Raw genomic sequence first — 18138 nt, 5'->3', positions numbered from 1 at the left:
ACGGCGAGCCGAGCATGCGGCACACCTCCGTCGATCCGGTATGCCGTCCGCCCCTGTTCCTGGGCGCCCTGCGGTCCTACCGTGGTGACGTGACCGTCATCGTGCGTCCGGCTCCGGCGCCGTGGGCTCTCTTCGCCCTGTGGGCCCTCACTGGCCTCGTCGGCGTGCTCACGCTCCTGGGGATGTTCTCGATCGGGATCTTCGTCCTCCCCGTCGCTGTTGCCCTGCTCGTCGTGTCGATCGTGCGCACGGCCCACGCCCCGGACGGCTGGCCCGCGATCGCCGGCCTGGGACTTGCCCTCGCAGTGGGGATCGCCTGGCTGGGATGGGTGCTGGCCACCTCGGGACCCTCTGCGATGTCGTGCTCGGGTGGGGCGGACCTGCCCACGACCTGCACGTCGGGGGGCCGGGTGATCGACCCCGACGCCGTCGAGTGGGCCACAGCGGCTCCGTGGTTCGCCGCCGCGTCCGTCGTGGTCCTGCTCACGTTCGTGGGCCACCGAGCGGCCCGCAGGTTCGTCACGGCAGCTGGGCAGCGTCCAGCACCCGGTCCAGCGCGCTGAGGCTCGGCAGGTAGTCCTCGAGCGCCTCGGTGATCTCGCCGTGGGCCTGCTCCCGACGCTCCCCGGCCGCATCACCGTCGAGGGCGAGCCTGATCTGGTGGGCAAGGAAGTTCGTCTCGCTGCACAGCACCATCGCGAAGTCCGTCGTTCCGGCGAGCATCCCGGGACCACCCTCCTTCCGGTATGCCGCAACGGTTCTCGCGATCGCCGTGTCGTCGACGTCCTCGCCCAGCACGTGCCACTGCACGAGGGTCTTGGCCAGCTCACGGGTCGGGTCCAGCGGCCCGCAGTCCTCCCAGTCGAGCGCGCGCAGGCTGCCGTCCGGCGCTGCGAGCGCGTTGTCCGGGTGGAGGTCGCAGTGACCCCGGACGAAGGGTCCCGTGCCCGGGCCGGCTCGGTCCACGACCTCCGCGTATGCCGTGAGGTCGCCTTCCCGCGCGAGCAGGGCGCCGTGCCAAGGCTGTCCGACCGAGCGCTCGATCAGCTCCGTCCACTCGTCGGTCGGCACCATCGTGGTGTACCAGGCCCGCGGAGGGTCCTGCGTGACGGGCGCCGCGCGGTGCAGCCGTGCCAGAAGGGCTCCGAGCGGCTCGGCGACCTCCGACGTCTGATCTGTGACGGACGTCCCGGCCACCCAGCGGCTCACCCGGGCGTTCCCGCCGCCGAGCGCGTCCGGGACCTCGACGACCAGCCGGCCGTCGGCCGTCATGACGTGGGTCGGTACCTCGACCCCGTGGGCTGCGAGGTACTCGAGCAGCTCGGCCTCTCGGTGGACGACGTCCGCGTCGACGGCCCGGAAGGGGCGCTTGACGGCATACTCGCGCTCGCCGACCCGCAGGTGCCAGATGTCTCCGTCGGCGCCGCGCCCGCCGACCACGCGGGCCAGTGGCCCCGCCCCCAGAGCGAAGGCGTCCCGGACCCACTCACCGAAGTCGTCCACGCGGCATACCCCGCTCTCTCACCAGGGACTGGGTTCGTAGTCCTTGACGAAGCAGCCGTAGACGTCCTCGCCGGCCTCGCCGCGCACGATGGGGTCATAGACGCGCGCGGCCCCGTCGACGAGGTCCAGGGGTGCGTGCCAGCCCTCGGCGGCGATCCGCAGCTTCTCGTGGTGGGGGCGCTCGTCGGTGATCCAGCCGGTGTCGACGGCAGTCATGAGGATCCGGTCGGTCTCGAACATCTCGCCCGAGCTGGTGCGGGTCAGCATGTTGAGGGCGGCCTTGGCCATGTTGGTGTGAGGGTGCCCCGGGCCCTTGTAACGGCGCGAGAACTGGCCCTCCATCGCCGAGACGTTGACGACGTAGGCGCGACGAGCCCCTGCTGCCACCGCTGCTCGCATCGACGGGCGGAGCCGGGAGATGAGGATGAACGGCGCCGTCGAGTTGCAGAGCTGGACCTCGAGGAGCTCGAGCGGGTCGACCTCGTCGACGACCTGGGTCCAGCTGTTGTTGCGCTGCGTGTCGGGCAGGAGGCCCCCGGCGTCGACGGCGGTCCCGGCGAGGTGCGCCTCCAGGCTGGCATGCCCTGCGGTCAGGGCCATCTCGGTCATCGAGGCCGCGGTGCGCTGGGCGAGAGCGCGCGCGGCGTCCTCCTCGGACTCGCCCTCGTGGTGGGCGACCTTGTTGGCCGTGAGGGTCCCGAGGAGGTTGGCCGGGTGGGCGTCACTGATCCGGTCGAAGGTCACGAGCTCGGGGTAGCGGATGTTGCTCTCGAGAGGCACCTGCTCACCGTCGACGAGGTGCGAGTAGGAGCCCGGCGAGCGGCGCACGGTCTGGGCGGCGTTGTTGATGAGGATGTCGAGCGGACCGGCTGCGGCGACCTCGTCGGCGAGGGCGACGACCTGCGTGGGGTCGCGCAGGTCGATGCCGACGACCTTGAGGCGGTCGATCCACTCGTGCGAGTCCTCCTGTGCCGCGAACCTCCTCGCGGCGTCGTGGGGGAAGCGCGTCGTGATCGTCAGGTGGGCGCCGTCGCGCAGGAGCATGAGCGCGATGTACATGCCGATCTTGGCCCGGCCACCCGTGAGGAGGGCGCGCTTGCCGGTGAGGTCGGCCCGCTGCACGCGCTTGAGGTGGCTCTTGGCGGCGCACGGAGGGCAGAGCCAGTGGTAGAACGCGTCGACGTGCGTGTAGTCGTCCTTGCAGATGTAGCACCCGCGTGGCTCGATGAGCTCGCCCACGGTCGTCCCGGCGACCGGGACCTCGAGCAGGATGCCCTTGGTCTCGTCGTCGATGCGCATCGGGGAGCCCGTGGCGGTCCGGGCGATGATCGCCTCGTCGTGGTCGATCTGCGGCTGCTTGGCCTCGCGGCGACGGGCCTTGCGGACCTGCTTGTACATGCGTCCGGTCGCGCGCTTGACGACCTGGATGTCGGGGTGGTCACCGTCGAGCTCCGGGAGCTGCTCGAGGACGCGGAGAAGCGTGGCGAGGTCGTCGGGGTCGACACCGGGGCCGAGGTCGTGGACTCGCAGGCTCGGGTCCGTCGGGTCGTTCTTGGCGGGTCGGTCGGTCATGTGCGGTTCGTCCAGGCGTCGGGGTCGGCGGTGAGCTCGCGGACGGCGTCGGGCAGCTCGCCACTGAGGACGTGGGCGAGCGAGGTGGTGTCGAGGACGGCGCGCAGGCTGGCCCGCACCGCGACCCAGACGGTGGGCAGGTGCGCGGCAACTCCGTCGTAGGCCGTCTCGTGCGGTCGCACCCCACGCACCTCGGCGAGCGGGCCGTCGACCGCCCGGAAGACGTCACCGAGGACGATGTCGGTCGCGGGCCGGACCAGGGCGTAGCCTCCATGGGCCCCACGGGTGCTCGTCACGAGCCCGGCCGTGCGCAGGTCGGCGACGATGGCCTCGAGGAACTTGCGAGGCAGGCTCTGGCGCTGGGCGAGGGACTCGACGCTCACCGGGCCCGACGAGGCCTCCTGGGCCTCGGCGAGGATGAGCATGGCGCGCACTGCGTAGTCCGTGCGCGCCGAGATGTCCACGCCCGCATTGTGCCCCGACCCGCGCCCGGACCCCGAATCGCGGACCTCAGATGGCGAGGGCGGGCTCCGCCTCGGCCGGGTTGACGACCTGGACGGTGTGCGCGAAGACGGTGTCGCCGGCCACGAGAGCCAGCGCGTCGGCCTCGGCGCGGGTGAGCTGCGCCGCGAACCGCTCCCCGGTGTCGGCGCGCAGGTCCACCCGGACCTCGAAGCCGAGACGCACGACGCGATCGACCACCGCCTCGATGACGCCGGGTGAGCCACCGATGCGCGCATCGAGCTGCACCGCGCGCTCCCGGCTCCGGTGGAGCGCGATGTCGTGGGGTCGCACGAGCTGCCCACCGAGGCGGGCCACGGACCCGAGGAAGGACATGACGAAGTCGTTGGCCGGCCGGTCGTAGAGCGTGACCGGGTCGCCGACCTGCTCGATCTGCCCCTTGTTGAGGACGGCGATGCGGTCGGCGACGTCGAGAGCCTCCTCCTGGTCGTGCGTCACGAGGACCGTCGTCACGTGCACCTCGTCGTGCAGGCGCCGCAGCCACTGGCGCAGGTCGGCCCTCACCTTGGCGTCGAGCGCCCCGAACGGCTCGTCGAGCAGCAGCACCTCGGGGTCGACGGCGAGCGCCCGGGCCAGGGCCATGCGTTGCCGCTGCCCACCGGAGAGCTGGGCCGGGTAGCGGTGCTGGAACCCGTCGAGCCCGACGATCTCGAGCAGGTCGTCCACCTTGCGCTTGATCTCGGCCTTGGGACGCTTGCGGATCGTCAGTCCGAACGCGACGTTGTCGCGCACCGTCATGTGCCTGAACGCGGCGTAGTGCTGGAAGACGAAGCCGATCCCCCGCTTCTGAGGGGGTATGCCGGTGACGTCCGTCCCGCCGATGACGATGCGCCCGCCGTCGAGACCTTCCAGGCCGGCGATGGCACGCAGCAGGGTCGACTTGCCCGAGCCACTGGGCCCGAGCAGGGCGGTGAGACTGCCGGCCGGGATGTCGAGCGACACGTCGTCGAGGGCGGTGAAGGTGCCGTAGTTCTTCCGGGCTCCGGTGACGCTGATCATCGTTGGCTCCTCTTGCGGTCGAGCAGGGTCATGCCGAGCAACGTCGCCACGGCAAGGCCCATGAGCAGGGTGGCTGCGGCATACGCGCCGTAGGTGTTGTGGTCGTCGATGTAGCGGGAGTGCACGAGCAGCGTGAGGGTCTGCGAGACGCCGGGGAAGCCGGAGCTGACCATGATCACGGCGCCGAACTCGCCGAGCGCGCGGGCGATCGTCAGGACCACGCCGTAGGTCAGTCCCCACCGGATCGCCGGGAGGGTGATCCGCCAGAACGTCTGCCACGAGCTGGCACCGAGGGTCGAGGCCGCCTGCTCCTGCTCGGTGCCGATCTCGTGGAGCACCGGCTCCACCTCGCGCACGACGAAGGGCAGGGTGACGAAGAGGGTGGCGATGACCATGCCGGGGAGGCCGAAGATCACTTGGAAGCCCAGGCCCTCGACGCCACCGAACCAGCCGCCGGAGCCCCACAGCAGGATAAGCGCGACGCCGACGACGATGGGCGAGACGGCGAACGGCAGGTCGACGACGGCCTGGAGGAGCCCCTTGCCGGGGAAGCGGCCACGGACCAGCGCCAGCGCGGTGCCGACACCGAAGACCACGTTGAGGGGCACGACGATCGCGACGATGAGCAGCGAGAGGTTGAGGGCCGAGATGGCTGCGGGCGTGCGGATGGAGTCGACGAAGGCACCGAGGCCCGGCTCGAGGGTGCGCCAGAGGATGAGGACGATGGGGACCGCGACGAGGACGGTGAGGTAGCCCAGGGCGAGCGTGCGCAGCGCGAGCCTGGCCGGCTGGGCCGGCTGGGCCGGCTTGGCCGACCTGGCCGGCTTGGCCGGCTTGGCCGGCTTGGCCGGCTGGGAGGTCGAGGCGCTCATGACGACTCCTGCTCGCGGTGCAGGGCCCGTCCCGCGAACCAGCGGAGGACGGCCAGGGTGACGAAGGCGATGGCGAGCAGGGCGACCGACACGGCCGCCGCGTTGACCGGGCGGTCGATCTCGATCTGCTGCTGGATGTACTGCGACGCGACCTGGGTCTCGCGCGGGATGTTGCCGCCGATGAGGACGACCGAGCCGTACTCGCCGATGGCCCGCGCGAACGCCAGCCCCGTCCCGCTGATGATGGCCGGCAGGAGGGTCGGCAGGACGACGCGGCGGAACGTCACCCAGCTCGAGGCACCTAGCGATGCCGACGCCTCCTCGACCTCGCGGTCGAGCTCGAGCAGCACCGGCTGCACCGAGCGCACGACGAACGGGAGCGTGACGAAGGCCAGAGCCACGACGAGGCCGGGCTGGGTCGCGTTGAGGTGGATCCCGACCGGGCTGTTGGGGCCGTAGAGCGACAGCAGGACGATGCTCGCGACGATGGTCGGCAGCGCGAACGGCAGGTCGATGAGCGCGTTGACGAAGCGCTTGCCCGGGAAGTCGTCACGCACGAGGACCCAGGCGATGAGGGTGCCCATGACGGCGTTGATGACCGCCACCACCAGGGCGGCGACGATCGTCACGCGCAACGACGCCAGCGCGACCGGTGCGGTCACGGCCTCCCAGAAGCCGGTCCACCCCTCCTCGAAGGACGTCGCCGTGAGGGCGGCCAACGGCAGCAGCACCATGACGCTGAGCCACAGCCCGACGACGCCGATGCCCAGAGGTCGCCCGGCTCCCCGCAGTCGCGAGCGCCCGACCGGGCGAGGCGCCTGCCCATCGCCGGCAACCCCCGCGTCGGCCGTCGGTGGCTGCGCGTTCGGCGGCAGGGTCGACACGTCGGTGTCGTCCCTGCCGCCGGTCACGGTTGCCGTCATGTCAGGACGTCGCCTTGTCGTAGATGACGGCGATGGAGCCGGTCTCCTTCTTGAAGAGCGTGCCGTCCACGGTCTTCCAGCCGCCGAGGTCGTCGATCGTCCAGAGCTTGGTCGGCTCCGGGAAGTCCTTGGCGAACTCCGCTGCCACCGTCGCGTCGACGGGTCGGAAACCAGCCTCCGCCCAGAGCGTCTGTGCCTGCGGGGTGAAGAGGTAGTCCCGGAACTTCGTCGCCTTCTCCACGTTCTTGCCCTTGGTGAGAACCGCGACCGGGTTCTCGATCTTGAACGTCGTCGGCGGCGTGACGTGCTCGACCGGGTCGCCCTTGCGCTCGGCGAAGAGGGCCTCGTTCTCATAGCTGAGCAGCACGTCCCCGGTCCCCTGCAGGAAGGTCTCGGTGGCCTCGCGGCCGGACTTCGGCTGGACCTTGACGTGCCCGGTCACGAGCTTCTCGATGTAGGCCAGGCCGGCGGCGGCGTTCGTGCCGCCTTCGCTCTTGGCGGCATACGGCGCAAGGAGGTTCCACTTCGCCGACCCGGAGCTGAACGGGTTGGGAGTGACCACCTCGACGTCCGGCTTGAGCAGGTCGTCCCAGTCCTTGATGGCCTTGGGGTTGCCCTTGCGGGTCACGATCGTCACGACGGAGCCGAAGGGGATGCCCTTGTGCTCGCCCGCGTTCCAGTCGGGGGCGACGAGGCCGGCATCGACGAGGCGGGTGATGTCCGGCTCGACCGAGAAGTTGACGAAGTCGGCCTGGGCTCCGGCTGCGACCTTGCGCGACTGGTCACCGGACGCGCCATAGGACTGCTGGAACGTCACGCCCCTTCCGTCGTCAGTGGCGTTGAACGCCGGGATGACCTTGTCGAACCCGACCTTCGGCACCGCGTAGGCAAAGAGGTTGAGGGTGCTCGTCGAGGCCGGTGCCGCGCCCTCGGCCTGGGCGCCGGCTGTGTCGCTCGCGCCTCCCCCAGCACAGGCCGACATCACCAGCGCACCGACGGTCGCGGCGGCGGCCAGGGCGAGGCGGGGATGACGACTCATGGGGACTCCTTCGATCGGGGTCCGGCAGAGCGACCCAGAGTGGCCGCAATTCCTACCGGACACCTAGGAGTTTCGATAGTCCAGCGTTATCCGTCAAATAACGTCAGATTATGTCTCGAATGGTGGATGCCGTCAGTACGTCACGCCGCGCAGGACGACCGCCGTCGGCTTCCCCAGCACCGTCAGATCCTTCCTCGGGTCACGGTCGAGGACCAGGAGGTCGGCGTCGGCACCCTCCTCGAGGCCGGGCCGGCCGAGCCACTTGCGCGCACCCCACGTGGCGGCACCGAGCACCTCCACGTTGCTGAAGCCGATGCGCGAGAGCTCGATGACCTCCAGCGCGGCGAGTCCGTGCGCGATGGAACCTCCCGCGTCGGTCCCGAGATAGATGGGTATGCCGGCCTCTCGCGCCGCGCCGAACGTCTCGTGACGTCGTGCGTGCAGGTCGAGCATGCGCCGGTGGTAGTCGGGGAACTTCTCGCGTGCCGGCTCCGCGATCTCGGGGAAGGTCGCGATGTTGACGAGGGTCGGGACGATCGCGATGCCCTCTGCCGCAAAGGAGTCGATGGTGTCGGCCTCGAGACCGGTGGCGTGCTCGATGCAGTCGGTGCCCGCAGCGGCGAAGTCACGCAGCGAGTCCGGGCCGAAGCAGTGTGCGGTCGTGCGGGCGCCCTCCTCGTGGGCAGCGGCGACGGCCTCGATGAGCACCTCACGCGGCCAGCACGGTCCGAGATCCCCGGTGTCACGGTCGATCCAGTCACCGACGAGCTTGACCCACCCGTCGCCAGCGCGGGCCTCGATGCGCACGCGCTCGACGAGCTGCTCGGGCTCGACCTCGTGCGCGTAGTTGCGGATGTAGCGCTTGGGGCGGGCGATGTGACGGCCGGCGCGGATGATCTTGGGCAGGTCGTCGCGCTCGTCGATCCAGCGCGTGTCGGCGGGTGACCCGGCGTCACGGATGAGCAGGGTGCCGTTCTCGCGATCGGCGATCGCCTGCTGTTCGGACGTCGTGTCGTCCACGGCTCCGTGCCGGTCGAGGCCGACGTGGCAGTGCGCGTCGACCATGCCCGGGAGGAACCAGCCACGCAGTGTCTCGACGTCGTGGCCCGCCCCCGTCGGGCGTTCGAAGGTGAGGCGACCTCCGACGACCCACGCCTCGGGGAGGACCTCATCGGGTCCCACGAGGACCTCACCCAACAGGTGCAGCACCGGTGCCGTCATGGCTCCGACCCTAGAGGCTCACGTGCCGGGTGGGCTCAGGCGGCGTCAGGTCCCGGAGCGCGCCCCAGGGTGTAGCGGATGTCCTGCCAGACCTCGACGTCGCCGTCCGCCGTGCGAGCACCCTCGAAGTGGGTCGCGGCGCGCTCCCGCACGCCGGCGATCTCGTCGGCAGGGACGCTCGCCCACATGGCCCGCTGACCAGTGCCTCGAGAGAAGGCCTCCCACCGATCGAGGGTGCCGAACCGCACCGGAAGCCGGAGCGTGGTCGTCTCCACCTCGGCCGCGCCGGCATCCTCGAGCAGCTGCTCCATCCCCTCGTCCGAGCCGAACGGGCTCTGTGGCCCCATGACCCGGGGGTCGCGCATCGCGGGCGGGAGCCACGGGCCGAACTCTCGGTCCACGGAGGTCCACACGGGGTCTTGCTGGCCAAAGGTCGCCAGGCCGATCCGGCCACCCGGAGCGAGCAGCTGCACCCAGCGCGCCAGCGCCGCACCGGGATTCGGCAGGAAGAACAGGACGAGTGAGGAGGCCACCACGTCGAACTCACCCTCAGGAAGCGCGGGCTCGGAGGCGTCCCCCACTCGCAGGTCGACGACGAGACCCTCCGAGTCGATCGCCGCCCGGGCGTGGGCGAGCATGCCCTCGCTGAGGTCCAGACCCACGGCGGATCCGGTCTCCCCCACGCTCCGCGCGAGCAGGATCGTCGCTGCTCCGCGACCGCACCCGAGGTCGACCGCGCGCTCCCCGGAAGCAGGAGCGAGCTCGTCGACGAGTCCCTGCGCGATGGGTGCGAAGAAGTCCACACCGCTCTGGTCGTAGTCGTCGGCGACCGCGTCGAACAGTGCCCCCACTCCTGGCCCTGACCGCGGATCGGTCTCCGTCATCTCGCCAGTGTCCGCCCACCCCGGCACGAACGAGGCCGGTTCGAGAAAGGTCGACGCACGGGAGGGATCAGGCGGAGGCGGCGACGACCCGGCGCAGTGCCTCGATGACAATCCCGGGTGCGTCGGTGTGCACCCAGTGCGAGGCACCCTTGACGGTCAGCTGCCGCACCTTCGGGAAGAAGGCTCGCATCGGCTCACCGTCCTCGGCCGTGATGTAGCTCGACCCCGAACCCGCGATCCACAGGACCGGCCCGGCATACGGCTCCACCTCGCCGGCGGTGAAGGGCCAGTCGGCGATGACCGAGCCACTCCCCCTGGCGGCGTCGGCCGCGAACAGCTCGACGTTGGCCTGCCACCGCCACGCCGCGCCCTCCCGGCGCAGGTTCTGGAGGAGGAACGCCTTGATCCCTGGGTCAGGCTCGGCGAACCGCGCCTCGGCATCGGCCCGGCCGTCCAGCTCCGACAACGGCAACGCACGCATCTCGGCGATGTAGCCGGCGAAGCGCTCCAGGTCGCCGTAGCCCTTGGGCGCGATGTCGACGACGACGAGCCGTGACAGCAGCGTCGGCTCGGTCAGGGCCAGCACCATCGCGGTCTTGCCGCCGAGCGAGTGGCCGACGACGATCCACGGCCCGGGGTCGATGGTGCGCAACGTGTCGGCGACGGACACGGCATAACCCTCGTAGGAGAACTCGGGCGACCACGGGCTGCGACCGTGGTCGGGAAGGTCGACCAACGTGCACCGCGCCAGCTCGCCATCGGGACCGGCAAGGGCCTTGGCGATGGTCGACCAGTTGCGGCCCTGGCCGAAGAGCCCGTGCAGGAAGGCGACGCGCGGTCCCGCGGTGCCGACCGACAGCGTGTGCAGCGGCCCTGCAGCGCTCACGTGCCCAGGAGCTTCTCGAGTCCACCCATGGGAAGCACTGTACGGAACGCGGCACCAGGGCCCCGAGGCGTCACGGCCGACGTCGGCGAGTGACCGGCCCGCTCTCAAGGAGGCGTCGGAGCCCGTCGGACACCGACCGAGGCCGAAGGACGTCGGAGCTGCCGGCCATCGGTCGACGCATCGCGTCGATGGTCTCCCGGAGAACCGTCACCGCGTCCTTCTGCGGTGTCCAGCCCAGCTCGATCCTCGCCCGTGAGGAGTCGAGCAACGGCACACTGAAGCCCAGGTCGACCCAGCCCGGGTCGACCGGCTGGAGCCGGGCGTGCCAGGCGGCCGAGGCCATGGCCCGGACGACGTGCGAGGGCACGTGGACCGGGCGCGCGCCAAGGGCCGATGCGATGTCGGCAGTGGTGATGGGCGCATCGGGTGCCAGGTTGAACGCACCAGGTGCCCGCCCCTCCAGGGCCCGCGCGATCGCGTCGGCCACGTCGTCCGCGTGGACCATGGGGACCTTCAACCGCCGGTCGAGCGGCAGGACGGGCAGGAGGCCGACGGCGCGCGCCGGCACGATGGCCGGCAGCCCGTACCTCAGCAGCGCACTGGCCGCTGCGGCCTGACCGACGATGCCCGGGCGCATGCGGGTGACGGTGATTCCCTCGTGTGCGTCCTCGTGGGCATCGAGCAGCCGCTCTGCCGTCGCCTTGTGCTGGCTGTAGGGCGAGGTGGGCACGCCACCCGTGGGCCACGTCTCGTCGACGGGCTCGTCGTCCCGCTTGGGCGAGTACGCGCCCACCGAGGACATGTGCACCAGGTGCGTGGGACCGCCGGATGCCAGGGCGGCGAGCACCCGGCGGGTGCCCCCGACGCCCAGCTCCTCGAGGTAGTCCAGGTCATGGGACGGCTGGAACCCCCAGGCCAGGTGGACGACTGCGTCGGCGTCCGAGAACGCCGCCCGCAGAGGATCGAGGCAGCTGTCGGTGGACAGGTCGGTGGTGACCCAGCTGGCTCCGTCGTAGGGAGCGGTGTCGTCCGGCTGGCGTCGCACGACACCGACGACCTCGTGGCCGGCCGGCAACAGCCGACGCAGCAGGGCTGTGCCGATGTTGCCGGTGGCACCGGTGACGACGACTCGCATGGGGGCTCCCTACCCGCCACACCTGATGACAAAACCGGGGACCGGTGGCAGGGCGCGCGCAGGCCCGCGAGTCACTTGCCCAGGAACTTCTCGAAGCCCTTGGGCAGCTGCGACGGGTCGAGGTCGGCGGGGTCGACACCGACGCCAGCACCACCGCCGAACGCACCGCCGGCCGGCCTGGCCGCAGCGCGCTGCGCGTCGGCCTGCGCGTCGGCGGCCCGCTTGGCGGGGTTGCCGGACTTGGACTTCTTGCCACGGATCTGTTGCTGCTGCTGCCTGGCCTTCTTGCCGCCGCCGCCACCCATGCCCGGCATGCCCGGGATGCCGCCGCCCCGGGCGAGCTGCTTCATCATCTTCTGCGCCTCACCGAAGCGCTCGAGCAGCTGGTTGACCTCGGAGACGGTGACACCCGAACCTCCGGCGATGCGGGCGCGGCGCGAGCCGTTGATCTGCTTGGGGTGGTTGCGCTCGAACGGCGTCATCGAGCGGACCATCGCCTCGACGCGGTCGAACTCGCGCTCGTCGAGGTTGTCGAGCTGGGCCGACATCTGCCCCATGCCAGGCATCATCTTGAGCATCGACTTGAGCGAGCCCATCTTCTTGATCGCCGACATCTGCTGGAGGAAGTCGTCGAAGGTGAAGTCCTCGGCCGCGAGGAACTTGCGCTCCATCTCGGCGGCCTGACCCCGGTCGAACGCCTTCTCGGCCTGCTCGATGAGGGTGAGCACGTCACCCATGTCGAGGATGCGCGAGGCCATGCGGTCGGGGTGGAAGACCTCGAAGTCCTTGACCTGCTCACCGGTCGAGGCAAACATGATCGGCCGACCGGTGACCTTGGCGACGGACAGCGCCGCACCACCGCGGGCGTCACCGTCGAGCTTGGACAGGACGACACCGGTGAAGTCGACACCCTCGAGGAAGGCCTCGGCGGTCTCGACGGCCGCCTGACCGATCATCGCGTCGATGACGAAGAGGACCTCATGCGGGTTGATCGCGGCCCGGATGTCGCCGGCCTGCCTCATGAGGTCGGCGTCGACCGCGAGGCGTCCGGCGGTGTCGACGATGACGACGTCGTGGTGCTTGTTGACTGCTTCGCGTATGCCGTCGCGAGACACCGTGACCGGGTCACCGAAGCTGCGGGTGCCCTCGCCCGTGCCGCCGACGGCGTCGTGGCCGCCGACGTTGCCCTGCTCGGGAGCGAAGACCGGGACACCGGCGCGCTCACCGACCACCTGGAGCTGGGTCACGGCGTTGGGTCGCTGGAGGTCGGCAGCGACGAGGACCGGGGTGTGACCCTGGTCCTTGAGCCAGCGGGCGAGCTTGCCGGCGAGCGTGGTCTTGCCGGCGCCCTGCAGGCCCGCGAGCATGATGACGGTCGGGCCGGTCTTGGCGAAGCGGATCGTGCGGGTCTGCCCACCGAGGATCTCGACGAGCTCCTCGTTGACGATCTTGACGATCTGCTGCGCCGGGTTGAGCGCACCGGAGACCTCGGCACCGAGCGCCCGCTCACGGACGGCCGACGTGAACTCCTTGACGACGGGCAGGGCCACGTCGGCATCGAGCAGCGCCATCCGGATGTCGCGGACGGTCTTGTTGACGTCGGACTCGGACAGGCGCCCCTTGGTGCGGAGATTCTTGAAGGTCGCTGTCAGGCGGTCGGAGAGGCTCGTGAACACCGCACAAGGTTAACCGGAGTCACGACCAGCCCTGACGTCGTCGTCAGTCGCTGCCGTCGCAGGTGTCGATGACGGCCGCGACCACCTGGGCCACCTTGCCCGGGTCGAGTGGGCGCCCCGAGAAGTCGGAGACATAGAACGTGTCCAGGGTCTGGCCGGCATACGTCGCGATGTGTGCCGACCGGACGGACACCCCGGCCTTGGCGAAGGTCATGCCCAGCTCGTGGAGCAGCCCGGGCCGGTCGTGGGCGCGCACCTCGATGACGGTCGCCTCGGTGCTGGCGCCGGGCACGACGAGGGCCCGCGGCTGCCCCGGGGTCCCGATGGTCGAGCTCCCGCTGGGTCGGGCCGCGAACTGCCGGCGTCGGTCGAGCAGGCTCAGCGGTCCGCGGTCTCCGGTGGCGAGGCGCATCAGCCCGCGCACGAGTCTCTCCTGCTCGGGCTCGGCGTCGCTCGGGCTCTCGACGTGCCACTCGTTGACGGCCACTCCGTCGACGGTCCGCAGGACGGCTGTCCGGACCACGAGCCCCTCGGCGGCGAGCAGGCCCGCCGTGTCGGCGAAGAGCCCGAGCCGGTCGCGGTCGGCGATGTCGATCCGGTAGGACCCGCCGTTGGGCACGACCTCGACGTGGGGCTCCCCGCCGGCGAGGGTGACGACGAGGTCGTCGGGCACGAGCGAGGGCGGGACCTCTCCGGCTGAAGGAGCCGGAGGGCTCAGCCGGGCCCGCACGGCCGTGGAGAACTGTCCGAGCAGCGCGGCCCGCCAGTCGGTCCAGGCCTTGGGCCCGGCAGCCACGGCGTCGGCCTCGGTCAGCGCCAGGAGGAGCTCGAACCGGTCACGGTCGTCGTCGATCGCCGCCATGGCGGCGTCGATGGTCCTCGGGTCGGCATGGTCCCGGCGGGTCGCCAGCTCGATGAGGGTGAGGTGCTCGCGCACGAGCGAGGAGACCACCGCGACGTCGTCCTCGGAGTGGCCCAGGCGCCGCATCACCGTCGCGGCGATGGGCGCTCCCGTGGCCGAGTGGTCGCGAGCGCCGGGGATCTTGCCGATGTCGTGCAGGAGCGCCGCGAGGAGGAGCAGGTCGGCGCGCCCGACGCCTCGTAGCAGGCCGGTGGCGTGGACGACCGTCTCGATGAGGTGCCGGTCCACCGTGTGCCGGTGGACGGCGTTGCGCTGGGGGCGTGATCGGACCGACGCCCACTCGGGCAGCCAGCGCTCGATGATGCCCTGCTGGTCCAGGCCCTCCCACACGGTGACGAGTCCCGGCCCGGCGGCGAGCAGGTCGCTGAACAGCCCACGCGCCAGCGGGGGCCACGGTGTCGGCAGGTCGGCGCACTTCGTCGCCAGGTTCTCGAGGGTGGTCGGCGCGATCGGCAGGTTGGCCCGGGCCGCCACCACCGCAGCCCGCAGGGGCAGGTGGGGGTCGCTGTCGAGGAGCCGGCCCGACCCGAGGACGACCTCACCGTCACTCTCGAAGAGTCCGTAGCCCAGGGGGGTCATCTGCGGACGGCGCGGGCCGACCCGCAGGACGCGGGCGCGCTGCGACTGGCTCGCCCGCCGCACGGTGCCGTCGAGCGCGTAGGCGATGGCCCGGCCCGCGTCGGACACGTCGGCGAGCAGGTCGTCGGGGTCGTCGTAGCCGAGGAGCGCGGCGACGGCATCGTGGTCCTCACGACCGAGGCGGTCGCGACCCCGCCCGGTGACGACGTGCACACCGTCGCGCACGTCGAGCAGGAGCCGGTATGCCGCGTCCACCTCGCCTCGCGGACGGTCGGCGAGCCAGGCCTCGGCGAGAGCGGCCAGCACGGTCATGTCCCGCAGGCCGCCGTGGGCCTCCTTGAGGTCCGGCTCGATGGACTGTGCGAGGTCACCGTGCCGGTGGTGGCGCACGGTCATGGCCTCGGTGAGCTGAGGGAGCCGCTTGCGCGCGTTGGCCCGCCAGTCGTGGCTCACCGTGGCGCGGGCCGCTGCCACCACCTCGGCGTCCCCCGCGACCGCCGAGATGTCGAGCAGACCCACCGCAGCCGTGAGGTCGTCGGCCGCGACGCTGCGGCACTGGTTCACGGTGCGGACGCTGTGGTCGAGGCGCACCCCCGCGTCCCAGATCGGGTACCAGATGCGGTCTGCGAGGCGGGTGATCTCGTCCGCGGAGAGCGTCCGGCCGTAGTGCAGGAGCACGAGGTCGTAGTCCGACAGCGGTCCGGCATCCCCGCGGCCCACGCTGCCCACCGCTGCCAGGGCGACACCCTCGACCCGCTGTCCCTTCGTCGCCTCGCGCCAGAGGCCGTCCAGCCACTCACGGTTGAAGTCCGCGAGCCGGAGCCGGCGCTCCACCCCCGAGCCGGCCGTCTCGAAGGCCCGCGTGCCCGCGAGGTCGAGCCTGCGGGCCGCCACGTCGACGACGTCGGTCATGCGATCACTCCCCTGGATCTTCGGTTCGTCGATGTGCTGCCCACTCTCTCCCCGCGCCTACTGCACCGTGAGTGGGGTGATCTCCCCACCCACGGTGCAGTAGGTGCCGCGGAAGGCAGCGGTGACAGCAGCGGTGTGCAGTCTCAGATGGCTTCGGTGCCGCGTTCACCCGTGCGGACGCGGATGACGTCCTCGACCGTCTGCGTCCAGATCTTCCCGTCGCCGATCCGACCGGTCTGAGCAGACTTGAGGATGACGTCCGCGACGCTGACCGCGTCCATGTCGTCCACGAGGACCTCGAGACGGATCTTGGGCACGAAGTCGACGTTGTACTCGGCGCCGCGGTAGACCTCGCTGTGACCCCGCTGCCGGCCGTAGCCGGAGGCCTCGCTGACCGTCATGCCCGAGATGCCGTAGGCCTCGAGCGCCTCCTTCACCGCGTCGAGCTGGTGGGGCTTGATGATGGCGGTGATGAGCTTCATGCCTTGACTCCTTCGGAGGTGAGCTCGTCGTGGTGACGGGCATCGTGTGAGAGCGCTGGGGTCGAGCTCGTGCCCAGGCGTCCACCACGGGACACGAGGTCGTAGCCGGACTCGGCGTGCTCGGCCTGGTCGATGCCGGCCACCTCGTCGTCGTCGGAGACGCGCCAGCCGATGGTGGCCTTGAGCGACAGGCCGATGAGGGTCGTGACGATCCCGGAGATGATGACGGTGGCGAGGGCGATGACCACCTGCACGACGAGCTGTCGTGCTCCGTCACCGTAGAAGAGGCCACCCTCGGTCGCGAGCAGGCCGGCACCGACGGTGCCCCAGAGGCCGGCGACGAGGTGCACGCCGACGACGTCGAGCGAGTCGTCGTAGCCGAAGCGGAACTTCAGGCCGACGGCGAGGGCCGCGAAGACACCGGCGAAGGCTCCCAGGATGATCGAGCCGACGGGCGACAGCGCGCCACAGGCCGGTGTGATCGCGACGAGACCGGCCACGACGCCGGAGGCCGCACCGACCGAGGTCGCGTGACCGTCACGGACCTTCTCGACGACGAGCCAGCCGAGGATCGCCGCGCAGGTCGCCACCGTGGTGTTGACCCAGACGAGGCTGGAGAGGCCGTCGGCGGCGAGCTCGGAGCCGGCGTTGAAGCCGAACCAGCCGAACCACAGCAGGCCCGCGCCGAGCATGACGAGCGGCACGTTGTGGGGCCGCATCGCGCTCTTGCCGAAGCCGAGGCGCTTGCCGACGATGAGGGCGAGCACGAGACCGGCGACACCTGCGTTGATGTGGACGACCGTGCCACCGGCGAAGTCGATGGGCAGCACGTTGGCCGCGCCGTCGGCCGCACCGAACATCATGGCCGCGATGCCGTCCTCGGAGCCGCTGAGCAGGCCGCCGCCCCACACCATGTGGGCGATCGGGAAGTAGGCCAGCGTGACCCACAGGCCGGTGAAGAGCAGCCAGGTCGAGAACTTCGCGCGGTCGGCGATGGCGCCGCTGATGAGCGCGACCGTGATGATCGCGAAGGTGAGCTGGAACCCGACGAAGAGGACCTCAGGGATCCACACGTCGGCACCGAAGACGTCGATGATCGCCGTGCCGTCAGCGTCGAGCGTGGCACCGGTGGCGTCGCCGACGACTCCTCGGAGGCCGAAGTTCTCGAAGGGGTTGCCGATGATCCCGCCGATGTTGCTGCCACCGAAGGACATCGAGTAGCCCCACAGCACGTAGATGACGCCGACGACGCCCATGGCGCCGAACGACATCATCATCATGTTGAGGACGGACTTGGCGCGCGTCATGCCGCCGTAGAAGAGGGCCAGGCCCGGGGTCATCAGCAGCACCAGGGAGGAGCAGATGAGGACGAAGGCCGTCGCCGATGCGTCGATCGCGGGCTCGGCCGCGAGAGGGAGGAGAGTTGGGCTCATGGGAGACGAGTCTGGGATCGCCCCGTTTCCCCTCCTGCCGCCTTGTGTTACGGCCGTGTTGCGCGTTCCCGACGTGCGTAAGAAGTGTGTTTCACGACGACACGGGTATGCCGTCCCACCCAGTGCGTGGGACCCGCGCTCCCGTCCGTTGAGTCGGCGCCCTGGTGCGAGACTGGGGTCATGGCGAACTCGGTGATCATCTATGACGGTGACTGCGGCGTGTGCACGAAGCTGTCCCGGTTCGTGGCCACCCGAGTGCGGCGGGCACCGACCGACTTCACGGTGAGCGCCTACCAGGACGCCGACCTCGGCGCACTGGGGCTCACGCCACAGGAGTGCGACGAAGCCCTGCAGTGGGTGTCGTCCACGGGTCGCCGCAGCTCGGCACAGGACGCGGTGGCGCGCGTGCTGCTCGCGGGCCGCCTGCCGTTCAGGCCTCTCGGGGCGGTCATCCTCGTGCCCGGCGTCAACGCGCTCGCCGGTGCGATCTATCGCTGGGTGGCCCGCAACCGGCACCGGCTCCCCGGGGGGACGCCGGCGTGCTCCCTGCCGGCAGCCCAACGCCCGCTCTGAGCGCC

The 18138-nt window shown here is 70.8% G+C and carries 17 protein-coding genes; 2 read left to right on the top strand and 15 right to left on the bottom strand.

Features of this window, described 5'->3' with window-relative positions:
- Positions 1–89: 89 nt before the first annotated feature.
- A complete protein-coding gene (locus ACFQW8_RS14110) occupies positions 90–563 on the top strand; it encodes a hypothetical protein (protein ID WP_380088321.1) in 474 nt (157 codons plus the stop codon).
- Here the strand turns inward: ACFQW8_RS14110 and ACFQW8_RS14105 are convergent.
- From ACFQW8_RS14105 to ACFQW8_RS14035, 15 genes are all read right to left on the bottom strand, one after another.
- On the bottom strand, positions 520–1503 hold the full coding sequence (locus ACFQW8_RS14105; RefSeq protein ID WP_380088320.1) for a phosphotransferase enzyme family protein: 984 nt from the start codon (positions 1501–1503) through the stop codon (positions 520–522). The two genes, ACFQW8_RS14110 and ACFQW8_RS14105, sit on opposite strands and share 44 nt — an antisense overlap.
- 18 nt (positions 1504–1521) lie before the next feature.
- A complete protein-coding gene (locus tag ACFQW8_RS14100; RefSeq protein WP_380088318.1) occupies positions 1522–3075 on the bottom strand; it encodes an SDR family NAD(P)-dependent oxidoreductase in 1554 nt (517 codons plus the stop codon).
- Positions 3072–3539, bottom strand: a complete 468-nt coding sequence (locus tag ACFQW8_RS14095; RefSeq protein WP_380088316.1) for an RrF2 family transcriptional regulator — start codon at positions 3537–3539, stop codon at positions 3072–3074. The genes ACFQW8_RS14100 and ACFQW8_RS14095 overlap by 4 nt, the downstream gene beginning before the upstream one ends.
- A 46-nt stretch (positions 3540–3585) precedes the next feature.
- A complete protein-coding gene (locus ACFQW8_RS14090; protein WP_380088314.1) occupies positions 3586–4596 on the bottom strand; it encodes a sulfate/molybdate ABC transporter ATP-binding protein in 1011 nt (336 codons plus the stop codon).
- On the bottom strand, positions 4593–5468 hold the full coding sequence (cysW, locus tag ACFQW8_RS14085) for a sulfate ABC transporter permease subunit CysW (protein WP_380088312.1): 876 nt from the start codon (positions 5466–5468) through the stop codon (positions 4593–4595). The genes ACFQW8_RS14090 and cysW overlap by 4 nt, the downstream gene beginning before the upstream one ends.
- Positions 5465–6391: a sulfate ABC transporter permease subunit CysT gene (cysT, locus tag ACFQW8_RS14080; RefSeq protein ID WP_380088310.1), complete on the bottom strand. Its 927-nt coding sequence runs from the start codon at positions 6389–6391 to the stop codon at positions 5465–5467. The genes cysW and cysT overlap by 4 nt, the downstream gene beginning before the upstream one ends.
- A 1-nt stretch (position 6392) precedes the next feature.
- Positions 6393–7430, bottom strand: a complete 1038-nt coding sequence (locus ACFQW8_RS14075; protein ID WP_380088308.1) for a sulfate ABC transporter substrate-binding protein — start codon at positions 7428–7430, stop codon at positions 6393–6395.
- Between the two features lie 132 nt (positions 7431–7562).
- The gene (locus ACFQW8_RS14070) at positions 7563–8651 is read right to left on the bottom strand and encodes an amidohydrolase family protein (RefSeq protein WP_380088306.1); all 1089 of its coding nucleotides are present in this window, start codon (positions 8649–8651) and stop codon (positions 7563–7565) included.
- 35 nt (positions 8652–8686) lie between these two features.
- On the bottom strand, positions 8687–9535 hold the full coding sequence (locus tag ACFQW8_RS14065) for a class I SAM-dependent methyltransferase (protein ID WP_380088304.1): 849 nt from the start codon (positions 9533–9535) through the stop codon (positions 8687–8689).
- 67 nt (positions 9536–9602) lie between these two features.
- On the bottom strand, positions 9603–10421 hold the full coding sequence (locus ACFQW8_RS14060; protein ID WP_380088303.1) for an alpha/beta fold hydrolase: 819 nt from the start codon (positions 10419–10421) through the stop codon (positions 9603–9605).
- Positions 10422–10491: 70 nt separating this feature from the next.
- Positions 10492–11556 carry an NAD-dependent epimerase/dehydratase family protein gene (locus ACFQW8_RS14055; protein ID WP_380088302.1) on the bottom strand — a complete coding sequence of 355 codons (1065 nt, stop codon included), beginning with the start codon at positions 11554–11556 and terminating at the stop codon, positions 10492–10494.
- A gap of 71 nt (positions 11557–11627) precedes the next feature.
- Positions 11628–13232: a signal recognition particle protein gene (ffh, locus tag ACFQW8_RS14050; protein ID WP_380088301.1), complete on the bottom strand. Its 1605-nt coding sequence runs from the start codon at positions 13230–13232 to the stop codon at positions 11628–11630.
- Between the two features lie 43 nt (positions 13233–13275).
- Complete coding sequence (locus tag ACFQW8_RS14045; RefSeq protein ID WP_380088299.1) at positions 13276–15645, bottom strand: [protein-PII] uridylyltransferase; 2370 nt, start codon at positions 15643–15645, stop codon at positions 13276–13278.
- 143 nt (positions 15646–15788) lie between these two features.
- Complete coding sequence (locus ACFQW8_RS14040; RefSeq protein ID WP_380088298.1) at positions 15789–16127, bottom strand: P-II family nitrogen regulator; 339 nt, start codon at positions 16125–16127, stop codon at positions 15789–15791.
- Positions 16124–17560, bottom strand: coding sequence for an ammonium transporter (locus ACFQW8_RS14035; protein ID WP_380088297.1), 1437 nt, complete (start codon positions 17558–17560; stop codon positions 16124–16126). Before ACFQW8_RS14035 ends, ACFQW8_RS14040 begins: the two co-directional genes overlap by 4 nt.
- Positions 17561–17740: 180 nt before the next feature.
- Between ACFQW8_RS14035 and ACFQW8_RS14030 the strand changes: the two genes are divergently transcribed.
- Positions 17741–18133 carry a thiol-disulfide oxidoreductase DCC family protein gene (locus tag ACFQW8_RS14030; RefSeq protein ID WP_380088295.1) on the top strand — a complete coding sequence of 131 codons (393 nt, stop codon included), beginning with the start codon at positions 17741–17743 and terminating at the stop codon, positions 18131–18133.
- The last annotated feature ends 5 nt before the right edge of the window (positions 18134–18138 follow it).

The sequence above is a fragment of the Knoellia altitudinis genome (assembly GCF_042666355.1).
Lineage (GTDB): Bacteria > Actinomycetota > Actinomycetes > Actinomycetales > Dermatophilaceae > Knoellia > Knoellia altitudinis.
This window is presented reverse-complemented; position numbering and strand designations above follow the sequence as displayed.